This is a genomic window from Delftia sp. Lp-1 (assembly GCF_020523835.1).
Lineage (GTDB): Bacteria > Pseudomonadota > Gammaproteobacteria > Burkholderiales > Burkholderiaceae_C > Comamonas > Comamonas acidovorans.
In genome coordinates, this window is sequence record NZ_JAJALJ010000002.1 from 1 (window position 1) to 24,041 (window position 24,041).

The 24,041-nt window shown below is 67.6% G+C and carries 17 protein-coding genes; 3 read left to right on the forward strand and 14 right to left on the reverse strand.

Annotated elements, in window-relative coordinates; genetic code table 11:
* The 10 genes from LGR64_RS16705 to LGR64_RS16750 all read right to left on the reverse strand — a co-directional run.
* Positions 1 to 521 (reverse strand): hypothetical protein (locus tag LGR64_RS16705; protein WP_230356245.1); only part of this gene is annotated, 521 nt, incomplete at its 3' end.
* A gap of 177 nt (positions 522 to 698) precedes the next feature.
* Complete coding sequence (locus LGR64_RS16710; RefSeq protein ID WP_012203430.1) at positions 699 to 1,790, reverse strand: ribonucleotide-diphosphate reductase subunit beta; 1,092 nt, start codon at positions 1,788 to 1,790, stop codon at positions 699 to 701.
* Positions 1,791 to 1,996: 206 nt separating this feature from the next.
* Positions 1,997 to 4,918 carry a ribonucleoside-diphosphate reductase subunit alpha gene (locus LGR64_RS16715; RefSeq protein WP_034390517.1) on the reverse strand — a complete coding sequence of 974 codons (2,922 nt, stop codon included), beginning with the start codon at positions 4,916 to 4,918 and terminating at the stop codon, positions 1,997 to 1,999.
* A gap of 529 nt (positions 4,919 to 5,447) precedes the next feature.
* Positions 5,448 to 6,083, reverse strand: coding sequence for a 1,6-anhydro-N-acetylmuramyl-L-alanine amidase AmpD (ampD, locus tag LGR64_RS16720; RefSeq protein ID WP_013804091.1), 636 nt, complete (start codon positions 6,081 to 6,083; stop codon positions 5,448 to 5,450).
* Positions 6,070 to 7,617 carry a sigma-54-dependent transcriptional regulator gene (locus LGR64_RS16725; RefSeq protein ID WP_141830214.1) on the reverse strand — a complete coding sequence of 516 codons (1,548 nt, stop codon included), beginning with the start codon at positions 7,615 to 7,617 and terminating at the stop codon, positions 6,070 to 6,072. The genes ampD and LGR64_RS16725 overlap by 14 nt, the downstream gene beginning before the upstream one ends.
* Positions 7,617 to 9,380, reverse strand: coding sequence for a sensor histidine kinase (locus tag LGR64_RS16730; RefSeq protein WP_141830211.1), 1,764 nt, complete (start codon positions 9,378 to 9,380; stop codon positions 7,617 to 7,619). Before LGR64_RS16730 ends, LGR64_RS16725 begins: the two co-directional genes overlap by 1 nt.
* 2 nt (positions 9,381 to 9,382) lie before the next feature.
* A complete protein-coding gene (locus LGR64_RS16735) occupies positions 9,383 to 9,643 on the reverse strand; it encodes a PP0621 family protein (RefSeq protein WP_141830209.1) in 261 nt (86 codons plus the stop codon).
* A complete protein-coding gene (locus tag LGR64_RS16740) occupies positions 9,640 to 10,455 on the reverse strand; it encodes a cytochrome C assembly family protein (protein ID WP_012203436.1) in 816 nt (271 codons plus the stop codon). The genes LGR64_RS16735 and LGR64_RS16740 overlap by 4 nt, the downstream gene beginning before the upstream one ends.
* Positions 10,456 to 10,538: 83 nt before the next feature.
* Complete coding sequence (locus LGR64_RS16745) at positions 10,539 to 11,465, reverse strand: GGDEF domain-containing response regulator (RefSeq protein WP_034390527.1); 927 nt, start codon at positions 11,463 to 11,465, stop codon at positions 10,539 to 10,541.
* Complete coding sequence (locus LGR64_RS16750) at positions 11,458 to 15,354, reverse strand: response regulator (protein ID WP_141830206.1); 3,897 nt, start codon at positions 15,352 to 15,354, stop codon at positions 11,458 to 11,460. Before LGR64_RS16750 ends, LGR64_RS16745 begins: the two co-directional genes overlap by 8 nt.
* Positions 15,355 to 15,611: 257 nt before the next feature.
* Here LGR64_RS16750 and ffh point away from each other — a divergent pair, with 257 nt between their 5' ends.
* From ffh to LGR64_RS16765, 3 genes are all read left to right on the forward strand, one after another.
* Complete coding sequence (gene ffh, locus LGR64_RS16755; RefSeq protein WP_012203439.1) at positions 15,612 to 17,006, forward strand: signal recognition particle protein; 1,395 nt, start codon at positions 15,612 to 15,614, stop codon at positions 17,004 to 17,006.
* A 106-nt stretch (positions 17,007 to 17,112) separates the two neighbouring features.
* Positions 17,113 to 17,667 carry a C40 family peptidase gene (locus LGR64_RS16760; protein ID WP_012203440.1) on the forward strand — a complete coding sequence of 185 codons (555 nt, stop codon included), beginning with the start codon at positions 17,113 to 17,115 and terminating at the stop codon, positions 17,665 to 17,667.
* A gap of 62 nt (positions 17,668 to 17,729) precedes the next feature.
* Positions 17,730 to 18,125, forward strand: coding sequence for a helix-turn-helix domain-containing protein (locus LGR64_RS16765; RefSeq protein ID WP_141830204.1), 396 nt, complete (start codon positions 17,730 to 17,732; stop codon positions 18,123 to 18,125).
* Positions 18,126 to 18,173: 48 nt separating this feature from the next.
* Here the strand turns inward: LGR64_RS16765 and LGR64_RS16770 are convergent, their stop codons facing one another.
* The 4 genes from LGR64_RS16770 to miaB form a co-directional block, all read right to left on the reverse strand.
* Positions 18,174 to 18,848 carry a DUF1266 domain-containing protein gene (locus tag LGR64_RS16770; protein ID WP_230356247.1) on the reverse strand — a complete coding sequence of 225 codons (675 nt, stop codon included), beginning with the start codon at positions 18,846 to 18,848 and terminating at the stop codon, positions 18,174 to 18,176.
* Positions 18,845 to 20,083: a hypothetical protein gene (locus tag LGR64_RS16775; protein WP_230356836.1), complete on the reverse strand. Its 1,239-nt coding sequence runs from the start codon at positions 20,081 to 20,083 to the stop codon at positions 18,845 to 18,847. Before LGR64_RS16775 ends, LGR64_RS16770 begins: the two co-directional genes overlap by 4 nt.
* Positions 20,080 to 22,368 (reverse strand): hypothetical protein, encoded by a 2,289-nt coding sequence (locus tag LGR64_RS16780; RefSeq protein WP_230356249.1) that lies wholly within the window; start codon positions 22,366 to 22,368, stop codon positions 20,080 to 20,082. Before LGR64_RS16780 ends, LGR64_RS16775 begins: the two co-directional genes overlap by 4 nt.
* Before the next feature lie 203 nt (positions 22,369 to 22,571).
* Complete coding sequence (gene miaB, locus LGR64_RS16785; RefSeq protein WP_012203445.1) at positions 22,572 to 23,900, reverse strand: tRNA (N6-isopentenyl adenosine(37)-C2)-methylthiotransferase MiaB; 1,329 nt, start codon at positions 23,898 to 23,900, stop codon at positions 22,572 to 22,574.
* Positions 23,901 to 24,041 lie beyond the last annotated feature (141 nt).

Consider the following 24,041-nt stretch of genomic DNA (forward strand, 5'->3'; position numbering starts at 1 on the left):
TTCTTCGCAGCAGGAGCAGCAGCCTTCTTGGCAGGAGCGGCAGCCTTCTTCGCAGCAGGAGCAGCAGCCTTCTTGGCAGGAGCGGCAGCCTTCTTCGCAGCAGGAGCAGCAGCCTTCTTGGCAGGAGCGGCAGCCTTCTTCGCAGCAGGAGCAGCAGCCTTCTTGGCAGGAGCGGCAGCCTTCTTCGCAGCAGGAGCAGCAGCCTTCTTGGCAGGAGCGGCAGCCTTCTTCGCAGCAGGAGCAGCAGCCTTCTTGGCGGGAGCGGCAGCCTTCTTCGCAGCAGGAGCAGCAGCCTTCTTGGCAGGAGCGGCAGCCTTCTTTGCAGCAGGTGCAGCGACCTTCTTGGCAGCAGGAGCTGCAGCCTTCTTCACAGCAGGTGCAGCAGCCTTCTTGACGGGTGCTGCCTTGGCAGTGGCCGTGGTTTTCTTCACGGTTTCAGCCTTGGGAGCAGCCGCCTTTTTGGCAGTGGTCTTCTTGTCGGTGGGGGCCTTGGTGGAGGCCGTCTTCTTCGCAGTTGCCATCATCTTCTCCTTCGTTGATTTGCACAAAACACTTCGGGGTACGGGGCTCCGAAGCGATCCAAAGCGATGTGGAGTGACGCATCGCAATGAACACGGAGACGCCCCACGCCGCAACACCATCGGTATTGCAAAAGCGTGAAGCGCGTCATGGTTCGCATTGTGCCTGCAGAGAAGCGATTAATCCCAGGAAAGTGCGCCGCCGGTTTGATACTCGATGACGCGTGTCTCAAAGAAGTTACGTTCCTTCTTCAAATCGATCATCTCGCTCATCCAGGGGAACGGGTTTTCCTCGTTGGGGAACAGGGCCTCAAGGCCGATCTGCGTGGCGCGGCGATTGGCGATGTAGCGCAGGTAGCCCTTGAACATCGATGCGTTCATTCCGAGCACGCCGCGCGGCATGGTGTCCTCTGCGTAGCGGTATTCCAGCTCGACGGCCTTGACGAAAAGCGCCGTGATTTCTTCCTTGAATTCGGGTGTCCACAGCTGTGGATTTTCGAGCTTGAGTTGGTTGATCAGGTCGATGCCGAAGTTGCAGTGCATGGACTCGTCGCGCAGGATGTATTGGTACTGCTCGGCGGCGCCGGTCATCTTGTTCTGGCGGCCCAGCGCAAGGATCTGCGTGAAGCCCACGTAGAAGAACAGGCCCTCCATCAGGCAGGCGAAAACGATCAGCGACTTGAGCAGGGTCTGGTCGGTTTCGAAGGTGCCGGTCTTGAAGGCGGGGTCCATGATCGCTTCGATGAAGGGGATCAGGAATTCGTCCTTGTCGCGGATGGAGGGGACTTCGAGATAGGCGTTGAAGATCTCGCCCTCATCCAGGCCCAGCGACTCCACGATGTACTGGTAGGCGTGGGTGTGGATGGCTTCCTCGAAGGCCTGGCGCAGCAGGAACTGGCGGCACTCGGGCGCCGTGATGTGGCGGTAGGTGCCCAGCACGATGTTGTTGGCGGCCAGCGAATCGGCCGTCACGAAGAAGCCCAGGTTGCGCTTGATGATGCGGCGCTCGTCCTCGGTCAGGCCGTTGGGGTCCTTCCACAGGGCGATGTCGCGGTTCATGTTCACTTCCTGCGGCATCCAGTGGTTGGCGCAGGTGGCCAGGTACTTTTCCCAGGCCCACTTGTACTTGAACGGCACCAGCTGATTGACGTCGGTCTTGGCATTGATGATGCGCTTGTCGGCGGCATTCACGCGCTTGTGTGTGGTGCTCGGCGCAGCCTCCGCGCCGCTGGGCGTGTTCGAGAGAGTGGCGTCGTCGTCAAAGGTCAGCATTGCAAATTTCTCCGGCATGCCCTGGGGCATATGTTCAGTTCATTCGGTGCGAAAGAGTCCTCTCTTTCTGCTCCGGTCAATGTAGGACCATGGGTGGCCTGGCGTGTTGAGCAGGCCCAAGGTCCATGGCGAAGATCCTGCGCATGGCGCTGGCTGGCGGGCAGGGCGCGGGGCCTGCGCCGTGGCGAGGCCCCGCGCTGCGCGGCTTACTGGCAGGCTTCGCAGCCGGGATCGTCGATGGCGCAGAACTTGATGTCCGTCGCCGGTGCCTGGGCGCGCGCGGCGGCTGCCGCGGCTTCCAGGGCGCTGGAGGTGTTCACGGCGGCAGGCTGTGCGGCGGCGGCCGAGGGCACGGCGTTGAGCACGCGGCTTTGCACCGTGGACTTCTCGATGTTGGTGGCGCTGGTGGTGCGCAGGTAGTAGGTGGTCTTCAGACCGCGCAGCCAGGCCAGCTTGTAGGTGTCGTCCAGCTTCTTGCCCGATGCACCGGCCATGTAGATGTTCAGGCTCTGGGCCTGGTCGATCCACTTCTGGCGGCGCGCAGCGGCCTCGACCAGCCAGGTGGGCTCGACCTCGAAGGCGGTGGCGTACAGGCTCTTGACGTCCTGGGGCACGCGGTCGATGGGGCGCAGCGAGCCGTCGAAGTGCTTGAGGTCCATGACCATCACGTCGTCCCACAGGCCCAGGCGCTTCAGGTCACGCACCAGGTACTGGTTGATGACGGTGAACTCGCCGGACAGGTTGGACTTGACCGACAGGTTGCCGAACGAGGGCTCGATGGAGGCATCGACGCCGACGATGTTGGAGATGGTCGCCGTGGGCGCGATGGCCACGCAGTTGGAGTTGCGCATGCCGTGCTGGCCGATCTTGGCGCGCAGGGCATCCCAGTCCAGGCGCGAGGAGCGGTCCACTTCCACATAGCCGCCGCGTGCCTTCTCCAGCAGGTTCAGCGTGTCCAGCGGCAGGATGCCCTGGTCCCACAGCGAGCCCTTGTAGCTGGAGTACTGGCCGCGTTCCTTGGCCAGCTCGGTGGAGGCCCAGTAGGCGTAGTAGCAGATGGCTTCCATCGACTGGTCGGCGAACTCGACGGCCGCGTCGCTGGCGTAGGCGATGCGCATTTCATAGAGCGCATCCTGGAAGCCCATCAGGCCCAGGCCCACGGGGCGGTGGCGCAGGTTGGAGTCCTTGGCCTTCTGCACGGCGTAGTAGTTGATGTCGATCACGTTGTCCAGCATGCGCATGGCCGTGGTGATGGTCTTGCGCAGCTTGCCGTGGTCGATGGCGCCATCGACGATGTGGCGCGCCAGGTTGACCGAGCCCAGGTTGCAGACGGCGGTCTCGGTGTCGCTGGTGTTCAGCGTGATCTCGGTGCACAGGTTGGACGAGTGCACCACGCCGGCGTGCTGCTGGGGCGAGCGCACGTTGCAGGGGTCCTTGAAGGTGACCCAGGGGTGGCCGGTCTCGAACAGCATGGACAGCATCTTGCGCCACAGGTCCATGGCCGGGATGCGCTTGAACAGCTTGAGTTCGCCGTTGTCGGCCTTGGTTTCGTAGGCCTTGTAGGCGTGCTCGAAGGCGGCGCCGAAGAGGTCGTGCAGGTCGCCGACATCGGAGGGCGAGAACAGGGTCCAGTGGCCCTTTTCCATGACGCGCTTCATGAACAGGTCGGGAATCCAGTTCGCCGTGTTCATGTCGTGCGTGCGGCGGCGGTCGTCGCCGGTGTTCTTGCGCAGTTCGAGGAATTCCTCGATGTCCAGGTGCCAGGTCTCCAGGTAGGTGCAGACGGCGCCCTTGCGCTTGCCGCCCTGGTTCACGGCCACGGCCGTGTCGTTGACCACCTTGAGGAAGGGCACCACGCCCTGCGACTCGCCGTTCGTGCCCTTGATGCGCGAACCCAGGGCGCGCACGCGCGTCCAGTCGTTGCCCAGGCCGCCGGCGAACTTGGACAGCAGGGCGTTTTCCTTGATGGACTCATAGATGCCGTCCAGATCGTCGGGCACCGTGGTCAGGTAGCAGGAAGACAGCTGCGAGCGCAGCGTGCCGCTGTTGAACAGCGTGGGCGTGCTGCTCATGAAGTCGAAGGACGACAGCAGCTCGTAGAACTCGATGGCGCGTGCATTGCGGTCCTCTTCCTGCAGCGCCAGGCCCATGGCCACGCGCATGAAGAAGGACTGGGGCAGCTCGATGCGCGTCTTGCGCACGTGCAGGAAGTAGCGGTCGTACAGGGTCTGCAGGCCCAGGTAGTCGAACTGCTCGTCGCGCTCGGCCTTGATGGCGGCAGCCAGGCGGGGCAGGTCGTAGTTCAGCAGCTCGGGGTTGAGCAGCTCGTTGTCCACGCCCTTGCGGATGAAGCCGGGGAAGTACTCTGCGTAGGCCGCCTGGATGTCGGCCGGGTGCACGTCACGGCCCATGACCTCGCGCACGATCGTGTGCAGCAGCAGGCGGGCGGTGACGTAGGTGTAGTCGGGGTCTTTCTCGATCAGCGTGCGAGCGGCCAGGATGGAGGCCTTGAAGACTTCTTCGATCGGCACGCCGTCGTATAGGTTGCGCAGCGTCTCGGCGACGATGGGGGCGGCCTGGATATCGGCGTTGAGGTTGCGGCAGGACGCCTCGATCAGCGCCAGCAGGCGGGCCTGGTCCAGCGGCACGCGCTGGCCGTTGTCGGTCACATGCAGCACGGGCGCCGGTGCGGCGGCGGCAGCCGCTGCGGCCTCGGCGGCCTTCTTTTGCTCGGCACGTTCCTGGTTGCGGCGGTCGCGGTACAGCACGTAGGCGCGCGCCACGTCGTGGTGGCCGCCGCGCATCAGGCCCAGTTCGACCTGGTCCTGCACATCTTCAATATGGAAGGTGCCGCCGCCCGGACGCGAGCGCAGCAGTGCGCGAACCACGGCCTGGGTCAGCTCGTCCACGGTCTCGCGCACGCTGGCGGAGGCCGCACCCTGGGCACCGCGCACGGCCAGGAAGGCCTTGGTCAGCGCGACGGCGATCTTTTGCGGCGTGAAGGGCACCACATCGCCGCTGCGGCGGATGATCTGGTAGCCGTCCTGCACGGACAGGTGATGGGCGGAGGAAGGATTGGCAGCATCACCGTGCGCAGCGGGAGCCAAAGAATTCAGTGCTTCTTGCATGAGTTTCCTCAACGGGTGTTTGTGGATAGAACGGACGCGGACCTGCACTTGGGGCAGGCTTGCTGGGAGATGGAATCGGGGTCGGATGTACACACCGTTTTCACAGGGTGTGCACAGCTTGTGAACACTAGATATGGTGTCCAGCGTGCTTCTGGGCACTACCTGTAGTGTATCGCCGTCTCATGTACACGGGGTACTCACAGCCGGAAAACCGCTGTTTGCGCTGCGCCAAACGGGTGCGCAACCTACAAGCCAATAGCAGCAAAGGCCCGCTGCGCCGTGACTTGCGGGCGATGGTCCGCCGCAAGCCGCTGCAGCCTTGGCCCTGCGCCGGTCGGACCGCTGAAAGCCCCATGGACAGTGGGGCTGCGACACATGCGTGAATTTGTAAAAAATGATCAGGCAGCCGCTGCGTGCGCCTGGCGCGCCACATCGGTTGCTTTCTGGATTGACACAGCCTTTGTCCTCTGCCTGTGGACAAGCGGGATTTTGCGCAAGACCTGGCGGTGCCTGCGATGAGGGTGTGCGCTTACGTGGAGGGCTGGCCCGCGCCCGGCGGCAGCTGCCAGTTCGCCGTGGCGGGGTGATGGGCCAGCAGCCCGCGCAGCCGGTGCCAGTCGAAGCCTGCGCCCGGATCGCATTTGCGGCCCGGCGCGATGTGCTCATGACCTGCGAGATGGGCCACGGGGTAGCGCGCCGCGATGGCGTTGCACAGGGCATCGAGCGCCGCGTACTGGGCCGGCTCGAACCGCAGGCCCTCCAGGCCTTCGAGCTCTATGCCGATGGAGTCGTCGTTGCAGCGGTCGCGGCCCCGCCAGCAGGAAGCGCCTGCATGCCAGGCGCGCGCATCGCAGTCCACAAACTGCCAGACCTCGCCCTGGCGCGTGATGAAGAAATGCGCCGACACCTCCAGGCCGCGTATCCCCTGGTAGTAAGGATGGGCATCCCAGTCGAGCTGGTTGGTGAACAGTTGCTGGACCGCACCCGTGCCGTACTCGCCGGGGGGCAGGCTGATGGAGTGCACGACGACCAGATCGACCAGCGCCTGGGCCGGGCGCTCGCCAAAGTTGGGCGAGGGCAGGTGGCGGGCCTGCTGCAGCCAGCCGCCTTGCCAGGTCCAGGCCGGGGCCTGGGTGGCTTGCGCCTGCGGATCAGGACTTGCCATGGCCGCCTCCGTCCGCCTCGGCGCTGGCATCGCCGGGCAGGGCGATGTTCAGCCGGTCGATGCGGTAACGGATCTGGCGCAGGCTCAGGCCCAGGCGCGCGGCGGTGGCCGTGCGGTTGAAGCCGTTTTCCTGCAGCGCCTGCACCAGGATGCTGCGCTCGCGCTCGTCCAGCCAGGCCTGCAGGTCGCGGGGCAGGTCGGCATCGGCTGGCTCTGGCGATAGCGGGCTGCCTTGCGGCAGGGGGCGCGAAGGCGAGAGCGGAGGAGAGGGCGAGGCGGATGCAGGCGGTGCGGGCGGGGCTGGTGGCGTGCCGCAGGGCAGCTGCATCTCGGGATCTATGCGCAGCGGTCCGTCCTCGCCCAGCGTGATGGCGCGGTGCAGCAGGTTCTCCAGTTCACGCACATTGCCGGGCAGGGGCAGGCGGGCGATCTGCTGCACTGAACGCTCGTCGATCTCGGGCATGGGCAGGCCGGATTCCTGCGACAGCCGTGCCAGCAGGGCGCGGCACAGGGCAGGCAGGTCCTCGCGGCGTTCGCGCAGCGGGGGCAGCAGCACCTCGATGACATTGAGGCGGTAGTACAGGTCCTGCCGGAAGCGCCCCTGCTGCACATCGGCAGCCAGATCGCGGTGGGTGGCGCTGACGATGCGTACATCGGCCGCTTCCTCCTGTGCGGAGCCCAGGGGGCGCACGCGGCGCTCCTGGATGGCGCGCAGCAGCTTGGCCTGCATGGCCAGGGGCAGGTCGCCGATCTCGTCCAGAAACAAGGTGCCGCCGCGCGCAGCCTGGAAGTAGCCGTCGCGGTCCTGGGTGGCGCCGGTATAGGAGCCCTTGCGCGCGCCGAAGAACTCGGCCTCCAGCAGGTTTTCGGGAATGGCGCCGCAGTTCACGGCCACCATGGGACCATGGGCGCGCTGGCTGCAGGCATGCAGCGCGCGGGCCACCAGCTCCTTGCCCGTGCCCGACTCGCCATGCACCAGCACCGGCGCCATGCCGCGCGCCACCTTGGCAATGCGCTGCTTGACGGCCTGCATGGCGGGCGACTCGCCGACCATGGCGTCCAGTGCGCCGCTGCCGTTGAGCACCGGGCTGGCGGCGGGAGCGGCCGAAGGGCTGCGCGCCGGCATCACGCCCGGGGCCGGCACACCGCCCACGCCCTGGGCGGCCGAGGCCACGACCAGGCGGAACTGCTTGAGGTCCACGGGCTTGGTCAGGTAGTCGAAGGCGCCTGAGCGCAGGGCCTCGACGGCGTTCTCGGCGGAGCCGTAGGCCGTCATGACCACGCAGCGCTCGCGCCGCTGCTGGCTGCGCAGGTCCTGCAGCAGCTCCATGCCCATGCCGTCGGGCAGGCGCATGTCGGTGATGACCACGTCGAAGCGCTGGGTCTGCAGTTGCTCGCGCGCATCGCCCACGCTGGCGGCGGTTTCCACGCGGTAGCCTTCGCGCAGAAGGGTCAGTTCATAGAGGGTGCGCAGATCCGGCTCGTCGTCCACGACAAGGATCGATGCGGCAGCGGGCAGGGAGTTCAAAGGCATCACACCACAATCTGATCAAACAGGGAGGCCGGCAGGGCCGAGGCCGGGCCGGCACGGAACACGATGCTGAAGGCATTGCCCTCGACAGGGCCGTGCGGCGTGGGCCGCGACAGCCGCTGGTAGCTGATGCTGGCATCGTAGCGCTGGCACAGCTCGCGGCAGATATACAGGCCCAGGCCGCTGGAGCGGCTTTCCGAAGAGAAGAAGGGCTCGAACAGATGGCGCTGGACCGTGGGCTCCAGCGCGGCGCCGTCGCTCCAGACCTGTAGCCAGATCTGGCCGCCGGCCGGCGCGCCGGTCAGCACCTGCAGCGTGTGTGCCTCGTGGGCGTTGCTGCGGTAGCGCCGGGCGTTGTCCAGCAGGTTCACCAGGATGCGGCGCAGATGCTCGCCATCGAACACCACAGTCTTGTCCCTGGCGTCCAGCAGGAGCTGGATGCTGTGCGCGGGCTGGCCCTGGGCCTGCCATTCCTGGCAAACCTGGGCCACGTGCTGGTCCAGGGCCAGCAGACCGGCATGCGCCTCGCCAATGTGCTGCTGGGCCCGGGCAATGTTGAGTACGTCCTCGACGATGCGTGCCAGGCGCTCGGCATTCTGGCCCACGATGCGGCACAGCTGCTGCTGGGCCGGGTCCTGCGCCAGATCCTCGGCCAGCAGGGCATTGGCCTGGGTGATGGCGGCCAGCGGATTGCGGATCTCGTGGGCCACGGCGGCGGACATGCGGCCCATGGAGGCCAGCTTTTCCGTGCGCAGCCGCGCCTCCATCTCACGCAGATCATGCAAAAAGACCACGCACAGCTGCTGCAGCAGCGCGGGCTCGGCCGCGTCGGCGGCGTCGGATGGGGTGGCGACTTCGGTCAGCCAGGTGCGCAGGTGCAGGCCCGTCATGCCTTCCTGGCCGATGGACTGCAGATGGATGGCGGCCGAGATGGGCAGGTTCTGGGCAAAGCTCTGGGCCACGGCGTCCTGCAGCCGCTGCCAGCCGGAATGCTCCTTGAGGGCGAAGGGCAGGGCATGCGCGTCGGCCAGCCCCAGCAGGTGCAGCGCGGCCGGGTTGGCCTGCTGCACGCGGAACTGGGGATCGACCACCAGCACGCCTTCGCCCAGGTGGCGGATCACCAGGGCATTGACCTGTTCCTGCGTCTGGGCCTTGCGGCTGCTGTGCTGGGCCAGGTGGCGCTCGCGCCGCACGCGGCGTGCCAGTTCGTGCGTCAGATAGGCCACCGCGAAATAGCCTGCGCAGGCAAAACTGGCCTGGTAGTAGGCCTGGGTGCTTTCTATGCGGCCAGCCACGTCCTGCCATGCCACCCAGCCCAGGGTCAGCAGCGTGACGCTGGCCGTGGTGGCCAGGGCCAGCGTCAGATTGCCCAGCACGGCCGAGATCAGGATGGGAATGGCCAGCAGGGCCGAGTAGTTCAGCGGCCCGGTCTGCAGCATCTGCAGCAGGCAGATGACTGCGATGTCCACGCCGATCACGGGCAGCCAGTGCACGCCGGCGCGGGGCGAAGGCGGCTGGGCGCGTGCCGTCAGCCGCAGCAGCAGCGTCAGCCCCAGGTAGCCCAGGCAGACCAGCCAGACCAGGGAATTGCCGCCAGGCTGCACGCTGAGCAGCGCCAGCTGCAGCAGTAAAAGCGCAGTGGCGATGAGCACGCGGCCGGTCAGGAAGCCCTGCCATAGCCGGACAAAGGGGGCGTTGGCGTCGTGCGGCGACTGCGCCGCGGCCTCGTCGATGGTGGGTGGCTGGGGGGGGGCCGCGTCCTGCATGCTCAGCGCCGTTGCGCCAGGGTGCGGTGCTCTGCGCTGCAGTAGCTGCGGCCGGCCGCCTCGATGGCCTCGCTGCGCGGCAGGTGCAGGCCGCAGTGCGCGCACTCGACCATGTCCTGTGGAGCCGTCAGCGGCGCATTGGCCGGGTTGGCCGGGTTGCGCGGCGCAGCCGCCTGGCGCCGCTCGCGGGCCTCGGCACGGCGCTGGCTGCGCCAGACGCCGACGGCAATGATGATGACGATCAGGACCAGCAGGTACTTCATGTGGTGCGCTCCAGCAGCACTTCCATGACGAAGCGCGATCCCGCATAGGCCAGCAGCAGCAGCAGGGCGCCTGCATAGAGCATGCGCACGGCGCTGCGGCCACGCCAGCCAAAGCGCGCACGGCCGATCAGCAGCACGGCAAACGTCAGCCAGGACAGCAGCGAGAACACAGACTTGTGGTTCCAGACCCAGGCCTTGCCATAGAGCTGTTCGCCGAACAGCCAGCCTGCGGCCAGCGTGGCCGTGAGCAGCACAAAGCCTGCGGACACGAAGCGGAAGGTCAGGCGCTCCAGCGTGAGAAGCGGCAGGCCGCTGTCATGGCCACCGCCGCCCAGTCGCATGTGCTGCTCGGCGCGTGTCATCAGCGAGGCGTGGACCACGGCGGCCGCGAACAGTCCGTAGGAGGCAATGCCCAGTGCCAGGTGCAGCGGCAGCCAGGGCGAGGCGTTGACATGCAGGGGCGTTCCCGGAAACAGCGCGGCCATGAGCACGGCGGCCGTGCCCAGCGCGGACAGCGCCAGCTGCGCGCGCATCTTGGGGAACAGCTGCTGCTCGACGCCATAGACGGTGAGCACCAGCCAGGCCGTCATGGACAGGGCCGGTGCAAAGCCGAAGTGAGGCTGCTCCCCGAGCAGGCCCCAGGCCAGGGCCAGGGCGTGGAGCACCCAGGCCAGGCGCAGGGCAATGCGGGCGCCGGCCTGGCTGATGCGTCGGGCGCCGGCGGCTGGCACGGCATAGGCCACGGCTGCGGCAAGCGCCAGCATCCAGCCCAGGGGCGATACGTTGGCGGAAATCAGGGGGACGGAGAGCATCTTTCAATGATAGCTGTGGCTTTCCTGCCGCCGGTTGTGCAGGCTCAGAATCCGGGTGCCATGCCGTGGTTCGGCGCGCATTTTCAGGGCTCCACGGCTGCCTCGATGCGATTGCGCCCCTGGGCCTTGGCCTGGTAGAGCAGGCCGTCCGCCTTCTGCAGCCAGGTTTCCAAAGGCGCGGCAGACGGCTGCCGCACGGTGAGTACGCCGCAGCTGACGGTGAGCTGCGGCGCCGTGGGAGAGGCGGCGTGGGCGATGGACAGGCGCAGCACTTCCTGGCGGAAATGCTCGGCCATGGCCGGCGCATCGCTTTCGCCGGGGAGGATGAGCGCGAATTCCTCGCCGCCAAAGCGCGCTGCCAGGTCGTAGGGCCGGCGCGCATGGCGCTGCAGTGTGGCAGCCACGGCCTTGAGCGCCTCGTCCCCCTGCAGATGGCCATAGCAGTCGTTGTATTGCTTGAAGTGGTCTATATCAATGAGAGCCAGGCCCACGGGCTCGCCCGTGCGCAGGCTGCGGCGGTAGGCGCGCTCCAGCACGTCGTCGAAGTGGCGCCGGTTGGCCAGGCCGGTCAGCCCGTCCACCATGGCCAGGCGCTCCAGGGCCTGGCGCTGCAGGGCCAGCCGTATCTGGTTGCGCACGCGCACCTCGACCACGGCAGGGCGTATGGGCTTGGAGACATAGTCGGCCGCGCCCAGGCGCAGGCCGTATTCCTCGGCCTCGGCATTGCTCTGTCCGGTGATGAAGATGACGGCGATATGGGCGGTGCGCTCCTGCGCGCGCAGCGCACCCAGCACCTCGTAGCCGTTCATGCCGGGCATGGCCAGGTCCAGAAGGATCAGCTGCAGGCGGTGGGCTTCGCGGTGGGCGATCACCAGGGCGCCAGGGCCATCCTTGGCCAGCAGCACTCGGTAGTGGGGGCTCAGCAGCTCGGCCAGCATGCTGCGGTTCAGCCGCTCGTCGTCCACGATGAGGACCGTGGGCAGCTCCGACCCGGTCAGGGCGTCAAGCATCTGCAGCTCCCTGTAGGGCCATCCGGTTCGCAGCCATGCTCCGCGCCAGCTGATCGAGCGCCTGCAGCGCCGCCTCGGTTTCCAGGGACTCGGCGCAGCGCTGGATGCGCTGCAGCACGGATGCATGGCGCCCGCTGACCAGGGGCCGCAGCCGTTCCAGTTCGGCCACGGCGGCATAGTCGCTGTCGGCAATCTGCAGCCGCAGCCGAGCCAGCGTGGATGAGACTTCTTCTGCGGTCATCGGCTGCCGCTGCCGCTGCTGCGAGGGCGCAGCGCTGGACACCGTGGCCAGGGGAGGCAAGGCCGCCTGCCTGGACCGCACGGCGATTTCCGCCAGCAGGCCCTGCAGCCCATCGGCCAGCGCCTGGACCAGGGATGGCAGATCACCGCTGGGCCGGGCATTCCCGCCATCGCCGTCGCCTGACATGCATGCATGCGCGCCGGTCTCGGCCATGGCCGACCATTGCTCCAGCAGGTTCGCGCCCAGGTAGCCCAGGCTGCCCTTGAAGGTATGCGCCAACGACGCCACGGTTGCCCAGTTGCCGCTGCGCGCGGCGCGGCGCAGCTGTTGCGGCGCATCGGCAAAGTCCTGGGCAAAGCCTTCGATCGCATGCAGCATGCGCGGCGATTGGCTGGCAAGGCATTGCCGCAGCTGCACAGGATCCCAGGCCGGGGCAGGGGTTGGCGGCGTGGGCTGGAAGGGCGGGGCCGGCGCAGGCGCTGCCGTTGGCGGGGGGGCTGCGCGCAGGCAGCGCTGCAGCGTCTCGTACAGCAGCACATCGTCAACGGGTTTGGTCAGATGGGCATTCATGCCTGCGGCCTCGATCCGGGCGCGCTCCTCGACATAGGCCTGTGCAGTCAGCGCGATCACCGGAAGATGCCGCAGCGCGCTGCGCGTGCGCAGGGCGCGCGTGGCACTGAGGCCGTCCATGCCGGGCATGTGCACGTCCATGAGCACGGCATCGAAAGGCTGGCTGTCGAGCAGCTGCAGCGCCTGCAGACCGTCTTGCGCAGTCTGTACCGATATGCCTGCCTGCTCCAGCAACTCGGTGGCCACCTCGCGGTTGAGCACGTTGTCATCCACCACCAGCACCCTGCGCCCAGGCAGGCCCGGGTAGCGCTGCTGTGGCGACGGGCCGGCCGCCGGGTCTTCAGGCTGGGTCGATTCGGGGTCCCGCAGCGCCTCAAGGATGGAGGACCTCAGTGCCGATGCGGTCAGGGGCTTGATCAGCAGGCCCCGCAGGCCAAACTGCGCGGCACGCAGCTGCACTTCGTCGCGCCCGAAGGCCGTGACCATGAGCGCGGCCGGGGTCTTGACCAGGTCCTGTCGCTCGCGCATGCCGCGTGCCAGCTCCAGTCCGTCCATGCCGGGCATGCGCCAGTCCAGCAGGGCCAGGCCATAGGGGGATTCCTGGCGTGCGGCCTCTTGAAGCATGTGCAGCGCCTGCATGCCGTCCGCCGCCGTATCGCAGCGCATGCCCAGTCTGCGCACCATGGCGGCCAGCGCCTCGCGCGCGCTGGCGTTGTCATCGACGATGAGAACGCCGGTGCTGCCCAGGTTGTCGTGGCCGTCCAGCAGCGCATCCGTGGCAAGCCGGACCTTGGCCGTGAAGCGGAAGTCGCTGCCCTGGCCGGGCTGGCTGCACACGCCGATCTCGCCGCCCATGAGCTGCACCAGCCTGTGGCAGATGGCCAGGCCCAGACCGGTGCCGCCGTGGCGGCGCGTGGTCTGGATGTCGGCCTGGGTGAAGGGCTGGAACAGCCGCTCGGCCCGCGATGCATCCAGGCCTATGCCGGTGTCGCGCACGCTCACGCACAGGTGGTGCAGGGGCGCTGCCGTGGTGTCCGCATCGGCATCCGCAGGCGCGTCCACCGGTGGCGGCTCCAGATGCAGGGAGATCACCACCTCGCCATGCTCGGTGAACTTGATGGCGTTGCCGACCAGGTTGGTCAGCACCTGGCCCAGGCGCATTGGGTCGCCGCGCAAACGGGGCGGCAGGTGCGGGTCCAGCGCATAGACCACTTCCAACCCCTTTTCCTCTGCGCGCAGCGCCGTGGAGGCCGTCACGGTCTCCAGCACATCGTCAAGGGCGAAGTCCACTTCCTCCAGCGCCAGCATGCCCGCCTCTATCTTGGAGAAATCGAGGATGTCGTTGATCACGGCCAGCAGGGCGCTGGCCGAGCGCTCCACCTTCTCCAGGTAGCCGCGCTGGCGCGATGTCAGCGCGGTCTGCTGCACCAGGCGCGTCATGCCGATGACGGTATTCATGGGTGTGCGGATTTCGTGGCTCATGATGGCCAGGAAATCCGATTTGGCGCGTTCGGCCGCTTCGGCGGCTTCCTTGGCCTGCCGCAGCGCCTGCTCGGCCTCGCGCTCGCGGGTGATGTCCAGCATGATGCCGTCCCAGACCATGCCCTCCTGACAGCGCCGGGGGGCCGAGCGGCAGCGCAGCCAGCGGATCTCTCCGTCGGGCCTGATCACGCGAAAGCGGCAATCGAAGACCCGCAGCGTATCGATCGAGCGTTGCATCATCCCCTGGTAGAGCGGCAGGTCCTCGGGATGGATGGCATTCAGGTAGACCTGCCGATCGGCCATGATGGCGTGGGCCGGCACGCCGATCAGGTTCTCTATGCCGGCGCTGATGTAGCTGAGCCGCAGTTGCGTCAAGCCGCCTTCCAGGCGGTAGATGGCGCCGCTGGGCAGGTTGTCGGCCAGGGCTTCGAGGCGCATGCGTGCGTCCTCGCGTTCGGACAGGTCCTGCAGCGTGCCGCTGAGCGCGACGATGCGGCCTTGCTCGTCGCGCAGGGCCCGGCCCATGAGGCGGGCAGCGAACTGCCGGCCGTCCGGGCAGCGCTGGACCACATCGATGCTGTAGGACTGGCCGGTGCTGATGCACAGATCCACGGCAGCGGCGAGCCGGGCAAGATCCTGCGGCCCGAGCATGGCGCGCAGGGCATGGCGCGTCAGTGGCGGACCCTGGGGGTCCAGGCCGTTCATCACATACATCATCTCCGAGGCCTGAAAGTGCCCGGTGTCCAGTTCCCATGTCCAGCTGCCCAGGCGCGCCAGCTGTTCAGCCTGGCGCAGCACGTCGTAGCTTTTTTGCAGCTGGGACTCGGTCTGGCGCATGAGGGTGATGTCGCGCGCAATGCCCAGCACGCCCACGGTCCGGCCCTCGGCATCGCGATAGGGAATCTTGGTGGACTGGAAGATGCGGCGCTGCCCGTCGACCAGCAGATGATCGTCCATCACCACGGGCGCATCGCTGTCCAGCACCCGGCGGTCGCCGTCGGTGAAGCTGCTGTCGGAGAAAAGCTCCTGGTCGGTCTTGCCCACGATGTCTTCGGGCGCGTGCCCGGCAAAGCGCGCTGTGGCGGGGTTGGCGAAGGTGTAGCGGCCCTGCCGGTCCTTGGCGAAGACCAGGTCGGGCGTCTCGCGCATCACGGTCTCCAGCAGGCGCGTCGAGTCCTGCCACGGCCAGGTGCGGTTTTGCAGGTGCGGCTCAAGCTGCGCATTGGGCTGGCCGACCGGCTCGTCCTGGCCGGTGCGTTCGCTGAGGTCGTGCCAGGTAGTGAAGAAAAGCCGCCTGCCCGACAGTGACAGGCAATGGACATGGATCTCGGCGGGCAAGCTGGTGCCATCGCGGCGGGTCAGCCGGCCTCGCAGACGGGCCTGGCTGTCCACGACCATGTCCCGCCAGAAATCACGCGGCCGTCCATCCAGGTCCAGCCACACGTCCATGATGCCCAGCCCCAGCATGGCGGCCTTGTGATGGCCCAGGCTGGCGCAGGCCTGGGCATTGGCATCGAGCAGGCCGCCCTGCTCGTCAAACAGAAGAAACCCGTCGGGCACACGGTCCAGGAACTGGCGATACGGCGTATCAGGCATGAAGACTCCCAGGCGGTAGCAAGCCAGCATTGCGGAATGTGATAGCCATAAACTATGGAAACATTGCGCATGTTACTGCTGGCCGGTGCCTGCCGTGGGGCACGGAAGGCCGGTACTTACCCCGGCAGGGGCAGCGGGTAGAATCATCGGGATCTGCAGGGTCCGTGCCGCGACCCGGTCCCACTTGGCCACCTGGCCCCGGCTGGCTCGCTGCAGCACACCTTTTCCTTTCCGACGACTCCAGTTCCTCCCCGCTTATGGCCTCCGCTCTGACCGACAAACTTTCGCGACTCGTCAAGGAGATGCGCGGCCAGGCCCGCATCACCGAATCCAACGTGCAGGACATGCTGCGTGAAGTGCGCATGGCCCTGCTCGAGGCCGACGTGGCCCTGCCCGTGGTGCGCGACTTCGTTGCGCGCGTCAAGGAAAAGGCGCTGGGCCAGGAGGTGCTGGGCTCGCTGCAGCCGGGCCAGCTGCTGGTGTCCATCGTCAACAAGGAACTCGCCGCCACCATGGGCGAGGGCGTGGCCGACATCAACCTCAACGCCCAGCCGCCGGCCGTCATCCTGATGGCCGGCCTGCAGGGCGCCGGCAAGACCACGACCACGGCCAAGCTGGCCAAGCACCTGATCGAGCGGCGCAAGAAGAAGGTGCTCACCGTGTCGGGCGACGTGTACCGCCCCGCCGCCATCGAGCAGCTCAAGACCGTGACCGCCCAGGCCGGTGCCGAGTGGTTCCCCTCCACGCCCGACCAGAAACCCCACGACATCGCCGTGGCCGCGCTGGACTACGCCAAGCGCCACTTCTTTGACGTGCTGCTGGTCGATACGGCCGGCCGCCTGGCCATCGACGAGCTGCTGATGGCCGAGATCAAGGATCTGCACGCCACGCTCAAGCCGGTCGAGACCCTGTTCGTCGTCGATGCCATGCAGGGCCAGGATGCGATCAACACGGCCAAGGCCTTCAAGGAAGCGCTGCCCCTGACCGGCATCGTGCTGACCAAGCTCGACGGCGACTCGCGCGGTGGCGCGGCGCTGTCGGTGCGACAGATCACGGGTGCCCCCATCAAGTTCGCCGGCGTGTCCGAGAAGATCGACGGCCTGGAGGTGTTCGACGCCGACCGCCACGCGCAGCGCGTGCTGGGCATGGGCGACATCGTGGCCCTGGTCGAGCAGGTCACCAAGGGCGTGGACATGGAGGCCGCTCAGAAGCTGGCCGAGAAGGTCAAGAGCGGTGACGGCTTCGACCTCAACGACTTCCTGGCCCAGATCCAGCAGATGAAGCAGATGGGCGGCCTGTCCAACCTCATGGACAAGCTGCCGGCCCAGCTCACGGCCAAGGCCGGCCAGGTGGACATGGACAAGGCCGAGCGCGAGATCCGCCGCAAGGAAGGCATCATCTGCTCCATGACCGCCAAGGAGCGCAAGAAGCCCGAGATCATCAAGGCCACGCGCAAGAAGCGCATTGCCGACGGCGCGGGCGTGCAGGTCCAGGAAGTCAACCGCCTGCTCAAGGAGTTCGAGCAGATGCAGGAGATGATGAAGAAGATGAAGGGCGGCGGCCTCATGAAGATGATGAAGCGCATGGGCGGCATGAAGGCCATGAAGGGAATGATGGGCGGTGGCGGCGGCATGCCCAAGCTCCCGTTCTGATGGGCACCGCCTGAGCCGCCGGGCCGCGCGCTCTTTCCCGCCAAGCCGCAGCGCAGCCTGCGGCTTTTCTTTTGGCCGCGAGGGCTTTGTGAGAACATGCAGCGCCATGAAGGCTGGTGTTTCGACTTCCCTTGCGGTGTCTCCGGTGACCGGGGCGCGGCTCTCGCGCCGTGACTGGGGTCTGCTGGCGGCCGCCGTGCTGCTGGCTGGCTGCTCGTCCGCACCACGCAAAGGCTCGGGCCCGGCGCCCGTGCCTTCGCCGCAGGCGCTCAATCTGGACGGCGAATTGCGCGAGGCGCTGCTGGCGCGCACCATGCTTGTGGTCAACACGCCCTATACCTATGGCGGCAATTCGCCCGAAGGCGGTTTCGACTGCAGCGGCCTGATCCAGTGGGCCGTGGGCGGCATCACCGAAAACCGCCTGCCGCGCACCACGGCGCAGTGGGCGCAGTTCAGCAATCCCGTGGGCAGCCGCAGCCTGCAGCGCGGCGACTTCGTGTTCTTCAACACCCTGGGCGCGCGCTATTCGCACATGGGCATCTTCGTGGGCAACGGCCAGTTCGTGCATGCACCGTCCAGCGGCGGCACGGTGCAGCGCGTGCGCATGGACAACACCTATTTCGCCAAGCGCTTCACCGAGGCGCGCAGCATCTTCGCCTGAACGCTGGCCGGGCGACGGGCTGATGATTCAATCAAGATTCCAGGGAAATCCAGGGTGTCGGAATGCGTAACAAGCTCGAATTCGCACTGCGCCTGCGCCAGGCCATCGAGGCTGCGGGACTGGAGCCCCGGCCCAGCGTGCTTCTGAAGCTGTTCAATTCCAGTTACTGGGGTCGGCCGATCTCGTTCCAGGCGGTCTCGCGCTGGCTGAACGGCGAGGCCGTTCCCGAGCAGGACAAGCTGGTGCTGCTGGCGGGTTTGCTCGAGGTCGAGCCCGATGTGTTGCGCTATGGCGAATCAGCCTCGCCGTCCCTGCCGTCGCCGCTCGAATGCCAGGAGCCGGGCGTGGGCTATCTCGAACGCGAAACCTTCGATGCCTTTCTGAAGCTGCCCGCGCCTCAGCGCCAGGTGGTGCGGGAGGTGATCCTCACCTTCGCCAAGGTGCATGGCGAAGGCTGAGCACCGGGCAGGGCAGGCAGCGCAGGCGGCGCACCCACCTGGCGGCAGTCACCGGACAGCCTGCTGCTGCCAGGGCATGGCATGCCAGGGGTGGCGCGGATCGGCCACCCATCGCTGCACTTGCTCGGGCGTCACGCTGCGCCCCAGCACATCGGCGCGGCCACGGGCCAGCCACTGGCTGCGGCCGCGTGCGTAGGCCAGGCCGAAGGCCTGCCAGCTGTCAAAGCAGTCCCGCGCGCGGCATGCGTTCAGGTGCAGGATCTGCTGGTGCAGGGCCTCGTCCACCCAGCCCAGCAGCCAGGCACAGCGCACATGGAAGGCCACGCGCGCGCAGGCAAAGGCCATGGCGGCATGGGGATCGTCACCGGCCTGCAGGCGCTGCAGGTCCAGCGTGAACCAGCGCTGGCGCAGGCCGTCGGGCAACTGGCGTGCGATCTGGGCATCGTCCAGGTCGGTGCGCAGGCCCAGGTGGTGCAGCACCATGGGGCGCAGCTGGGTGGTCAGTGCGGAGTCGGCGCCGTTGAGCTGCCGGTCCGCAAAGCCGCCCTGAATGGCGTGAAAGGCCATGGGATGGGCCAGGGCCAGGGCCCAGTCCAGTGCCGCGTCACCGCTGCGGTAGCTGCTGAAGTCCCCGCGTTGGCGCGACGCACGCATGCGCCGCAGGCCGGCGCGCACTGCCCACCAGACCAATGCAGACAGCACAACAAGGGTGAAGGCGTTCATCGCGGATTTCCTGTCCTGCCCGGTGTTCCCGGTGTTGCCGGCGATCCCGCCCGGCGGCGCGCCAGCTCCAGTGACTGCTGCAGGGCCGCGCTGCGCGGCATGCGCTCGAAGGCGGGCACGGGCACGGTGTCGCGGCGTGCCGCGACCAGCCATTGCATAAGGGGCGACCGGATGTCCAACTGCACCAGCAGCGCCGGGTGGGACTGCAGCAGCCACAGCTGCTCGGCCTCGGTGTGCAGCTCGCTGGCCGCGCACCAGGCAGCCGCGCTGCCCGTGGCCAGCAGCTGTGCCGGTCGGCGCACGATGCCCATGGCCAGGGCGTCCGCCGGCGCCTCGCCATCGGTATCGAGGTGATTGAGCAGGGCCAGCACATCGGCCAGGTAGCGCGCAATCGGCGGGCGGTTCTGCTTGCCCTTGATCTGGTCGATGCGCAGCCGCCCGTCTTCCCGCACCTGGGCGCTGACGGTGATGCGCGGCTGGGCCGTGCCCGTGCGGTAGCTGAACAGCCGCAGCCGGCCCTGCTCGCAGGCTTCGGCGTAGTGCTCGCCATAGCCGCCGCGCAGTGCGCCGCGCTCGCTGAACTGGCCCAGGCAGTGGCGCATCATCTGGCTTTCATAGGCCATTTCGGCGCGCAGGTCCGGGCTTTGGGCATCGAATTCGACGAAGACACCCAGCTGGCCACGCAGCAGCGGGCGCACGGCGCCGGGCCGGTGCTCGGCCCAGCCGCTGTCGCTTCTCCGGGCGAAGGCCAGGTGCTCCAGCGTCCAGCGCGCCAGGGCCTGCGGGCAGTTGATGCGCTGCAGCTTGCCCTCCAGCGCGGTGCCGCGCCGGGTGGACAGGAACTCCAGCAGCCGGCTCTCCAGCGCCAGCAGGGGTGCACTGTCGGGCTCCACCCACCACAGCGGCGCGCTGCCGTCGGCCGCCGGCCTGTCCGGTGACAGCGACTGGCGGGCCGCATGTTCGCGCAGGCGCTCCAGTGCCCAGGCGGCGGGCTCGGCGCGCCGGTGCAGGCGCAGCAGCTCGGCCTGCGTGGACACGGGCTGCACGGCAGGCGGGTCGGCGTCGAGGTTGCCGATCACATGGCGGTAGAAGTGGTTGGCCAGCCAGGCGGCGATCTCCTCGCTGTCGCCGCGTGCGGCGCTGCGCTCGCGGATGCGCTGCTTGATGGCCGGCGCATTGACCACGTCGCGCGGCCGATAGGCGCTGGCGGCGTTGGCACCGGCGCCCGGGTTCACCACAGCTTCCACCAGGGCTTGCTGTCCGAGCGCAGCTTGAGGCAGCGCTTGAGACCGTCCTTTGCCATCCTGTGCTCGGCCTCGCCGTCGTCGGGCGTGAGCTTGGCGATGGCCTCACGGTGCAGGGCCACGGCCTGGTCGATGGGGCCGCAGCTTTCCATGGCGCAGGCCAGGCGGCGCAGCGTGTAGCACTCGCCCAGGGCGCGCACTTCGGGCAGCAGGGCGTCCAGGCGCGGGCGCACCAGTTCGCCATGGTTTTCGGAGAAGAAGTCGAGCAGGGACATCAGCGAGGCCAGGTAGTCGCGCCGCTGTTCGCGCTGGTCGTCCTCGTCCAGTTCCTCGAACCACTGGTCCAGGCGCTCCAGCCAGATGCCGATTTCGCCTGCGCGGCCCAGCTGGTAGAGCGCCAGCGCCGCGCTGGGGAAGTAGTCCGTGGGGCAGTGGCGGCTGTAGCCGTAGTCCTGGGTGAAGTGCCACAGCTGCTCGGCCGCCGTGACGATGCCGGGGCGGTCGTCACGGCGGATGGCGCACCACAGCAGGCCGTCGTGGTGTTCGGCAAAGGGGCTGCTGGACAGGCCCTTGTGGTGCAGGGCCGCCGCCTCGTCATAGCGCTGCTGCGAGCGGTACTTGATGGCCAGGTTGTTGCAGAGCATGGAGTAGACGTGCAGGTGCGCGTCCTTGTACCGGCCCTGGCCGGTGGCCCAGAAGGCTTCGAAGCGGGCCAGGCCCTCTTCGTAGTAACGCTGCACCAGCGGCTCGCGCAACTCGTCGTTCGGCACCTGCCGGCCTTCGCCCATGATGGCGGCCAGGTCGTCCTCGTCGTCCAGGGTCACGCCCGCTGCATAGCACCAGTGGGCGCCATGGCCCTGCGCAAAGGGGCGCTGCAGCGCCTGCGCGGCGGGCAGCACGGCGAAGCGCGCGGCCCAGAGCATGGGCAGCAGCTCGGAGTTGGCGTGCCGGGGCTGCTCGGTCACGCCGCGCTCTAGCAGAGGCAGGGCCTGCTCCCATTGGCGGTCCTTGGCCAGGCGCCAGCCGTCGATCAGGTCCAGCAGAGGGTGGCCGGGCGCCTGGGTGCGCGCCAGGGTCAGGTAGTCGTCGGCGCTGCGCGGAGCAGCCGGGCTGTCTTCCAGGATCTCCTGCATGTCGGAATCCAGTCCCGCCCAGGCCAGGATCAGCGCCCAGGTCGGTGCATGGGCGGTGTCGCTGTCCACTCTGCGCAAGGCCAGTTCATAGCCCTGACGGGCCGATCCGGGGCGGCTGTGCAGCACGCTTTCCAGCGCCAGGTCCGCCGCATCGGCCAGGCGGCCCGCCTCTTCCAGCCACTGCAGCACCAGGCCGCTGAAGGCATCGTCGGAGTCATCCACCAGGCCGAAGCGGCCCAGCGCGGCCAGCTGCAGCGCGGCCTCGGGCTGGCCCATGGCATGGCAGGCCATGGCCTGCAGCCGGGCCGCATGGACCTTGCGGTGCGTGCGCACCGCCTGCGATGCGGCGGGGCTTTCGGTGCGGGCCAGGTGCTGCTCTGCCGCCATGAGCACGGCCGGAACGCTTTGCGGGGCCAGCGGCAGGACCTCGCGCGCGAGGTGCAGCCAGTCGTCGAAGTCCACGTTCTGCTCTGCATCGGCCTGGGTCAGCAGCGCCGTGGCGGCCTGCACCTGGCGCACGGTGGCGGGCACATCGCCGCGCAGACGGGCCAGCTCGGCCTTGCGCAGGCAGGCACGCGCGTCGCGGCGCGCGGGGGAGGCCTCGCCATCCGGGTCGCTGCGTTCGTGGCTGCGCTGCAGGTCCACGCCTTGCTCGGCCAGCTCCCAGGCCTGGGCTTCGCGGGCCAGGTAGTGCCAGCCGTTCCAGTAGCGGTAGGGCTCGCTGGTATGCGGCAGCCGGCCCATGAGATCGGCGGCGGGCGCGAGCAGGGCCACGCCGCCTTCACGGTCAAAGCGCAGCCGGCTCTGGATGTCGCTGAGCGCCAGGCTGGCCGTGGCCAGCAGGTGGTTGTCGCCCTGCAAGGGCTGCAGCGTGGCAGCGCGGTGTTCGCGCAGCAGTGCGTTGGCGGTTTCGGGCCGTTCCAGGTCCAGCCAGAGATCGTGCAGGCGCTCCAGTTCGCCCACCGTGGCCGGGGCGAAGCGCTGCTGGGAGAGCAGCTCCATGACGGCCGCCTGGCGTTCGGCCGGGGCGATGGGGCTGGCATCCTCCTCCTGCTGCAGCAGGTCGTGCGCTTGGTCCATGAAGGCATGCAGGGCTTCGCCCTCAAGGACGGCCTGGGCGGTGGCGGGCTGGAAGGTGTTCATGGAATCGATAGCAAGCAAGCGAAGCTGGAAAAGCCATGCAGGCCGACGGACCTCAGGGCGGCGACCCCGCGATGCTAGCGGGCCAGCCGGCACCATGCCAGAGTGGTCGGGCTGTTTTCACGTCCTGTTACATGCAAAAAAGCCCGGCATTGCCGGGCTTTAGTTAAGAAGGAGGTCGCTGGGCCGCCGGGGCCGGGTTGGGCTCAGTGGCGCACCACGACTTCACCGCGCAGCGTGAAGGTGCGGGCCTCGGTGATCTTCACGTCGATCATCTGGCCGATCAGGCGTTCGTTGCCCGGGAAGTTGACCACGCGGTTGCACTCGGTGCGGCCCATGAGTTCGCTGCCATCGCGCTTGGACAGGCCTTCCACCAGCAGGCGCTGCACCGTGCCCACGCGCTCGTCGCTGATGTCCTTGATGTTGTTGTTGATCACGGCCTGCAGCTCCTGCAGACGGCGCAGCTTGACCTCGTGCGGCGTGTCGTCGTGCAGGTTGGCGGCCGGCGTTCCGGGGCGGGGGCTGAAGATGAAGCTGAAGCTGTTGTCGAAGCGCACGTCGTGGATGAGCTTCATCATCTTCTGGAAGTCTTCCTCCGTCTCGCCGGGGAAGCCCACGATGAAGTCGCTGCTCATGGCCATCTCGGGCCGGATGGCGCGCAGCTTGCGGATGGTGCTCTTGTATTCCATGGCCGTGTAGCCGCGCTTCATGGCCATGAGGATCTTGTCGCTACCGTGCTGCACGGGCAGGTGCAGGTGGCTGACCAGCTTGGGCAGCCGAGCGTAGGCCTCGATCAGGCGTGGCGTGAACTCGTTGGGGTGGCTGGTGGTGTAGCGGATGCGCTCGATGCCGGGGATCTCGGACACGTATTCCAGCAGCAGGGCAAAGTCGGCGATCTCGGCCGTGTCACCCATCTTGCCCAGGTAGGCGTTCACGTTCTGGCCCAGCAGCGTGACTTCCTTCACGCCCTGATCGGCCAGGCCGGCGACCTCGATCAGCACGTCCTCGAACGGGCGGCTGACTTCCTCGCCGCGCGTATAGGGCACGACGCAGTAGCTGCAGTACTTGGAGCAGCCTTCCATGATGGAGACGAAAGCCGAGGAGCCTTCCACGCGCGCGGGCGGCAGGTGGTCGAATTTCTCGATCTCGGGAAAGCTGATATCGACCTGGGGCTTGTGCTTGGCGGCGCGTGCATTGAGCAGCTCGGGCAGGCGGTGCAGGGTCTGCGGGCCGAAGACCACGTCCACATAGGGTGCGCGCTTGATGATTTCCTCGCCCTCTTGGCTGGCCACGCAGCCACCCACGCCGATGAGCACGCCGCGTTCCTTCAGGTGCTTGTAGCGGCCCAGGTCGCTGAACACCTTCTCCTGCGCCTTCTCGCGCACCGAGCAGGTGTTGAACAGGATGAGGTCGGCCTGCTCGGGATCGTCGGTGGACTCGTAGCCCTGGGCTGCGCCCAGCACATCGGCCATCTTGTCCGAGTCGTACTCGTTCATCTGGCAGCCGAAGGTTTTGATAAAGACTTTCTTGGACATGGTGGGGTTCCGTCAGGCAGCCGCCGCACTGCAAGCGGCGGTCTGCAAAAAATGAAGGTGGCTCGGCCAGGGGGCGGCGTGCCCCATGGCCGGGCCGCTGCGCCCCGCAAGGCGCGGGCCGCGTCAGCCGTGTACGTGCTG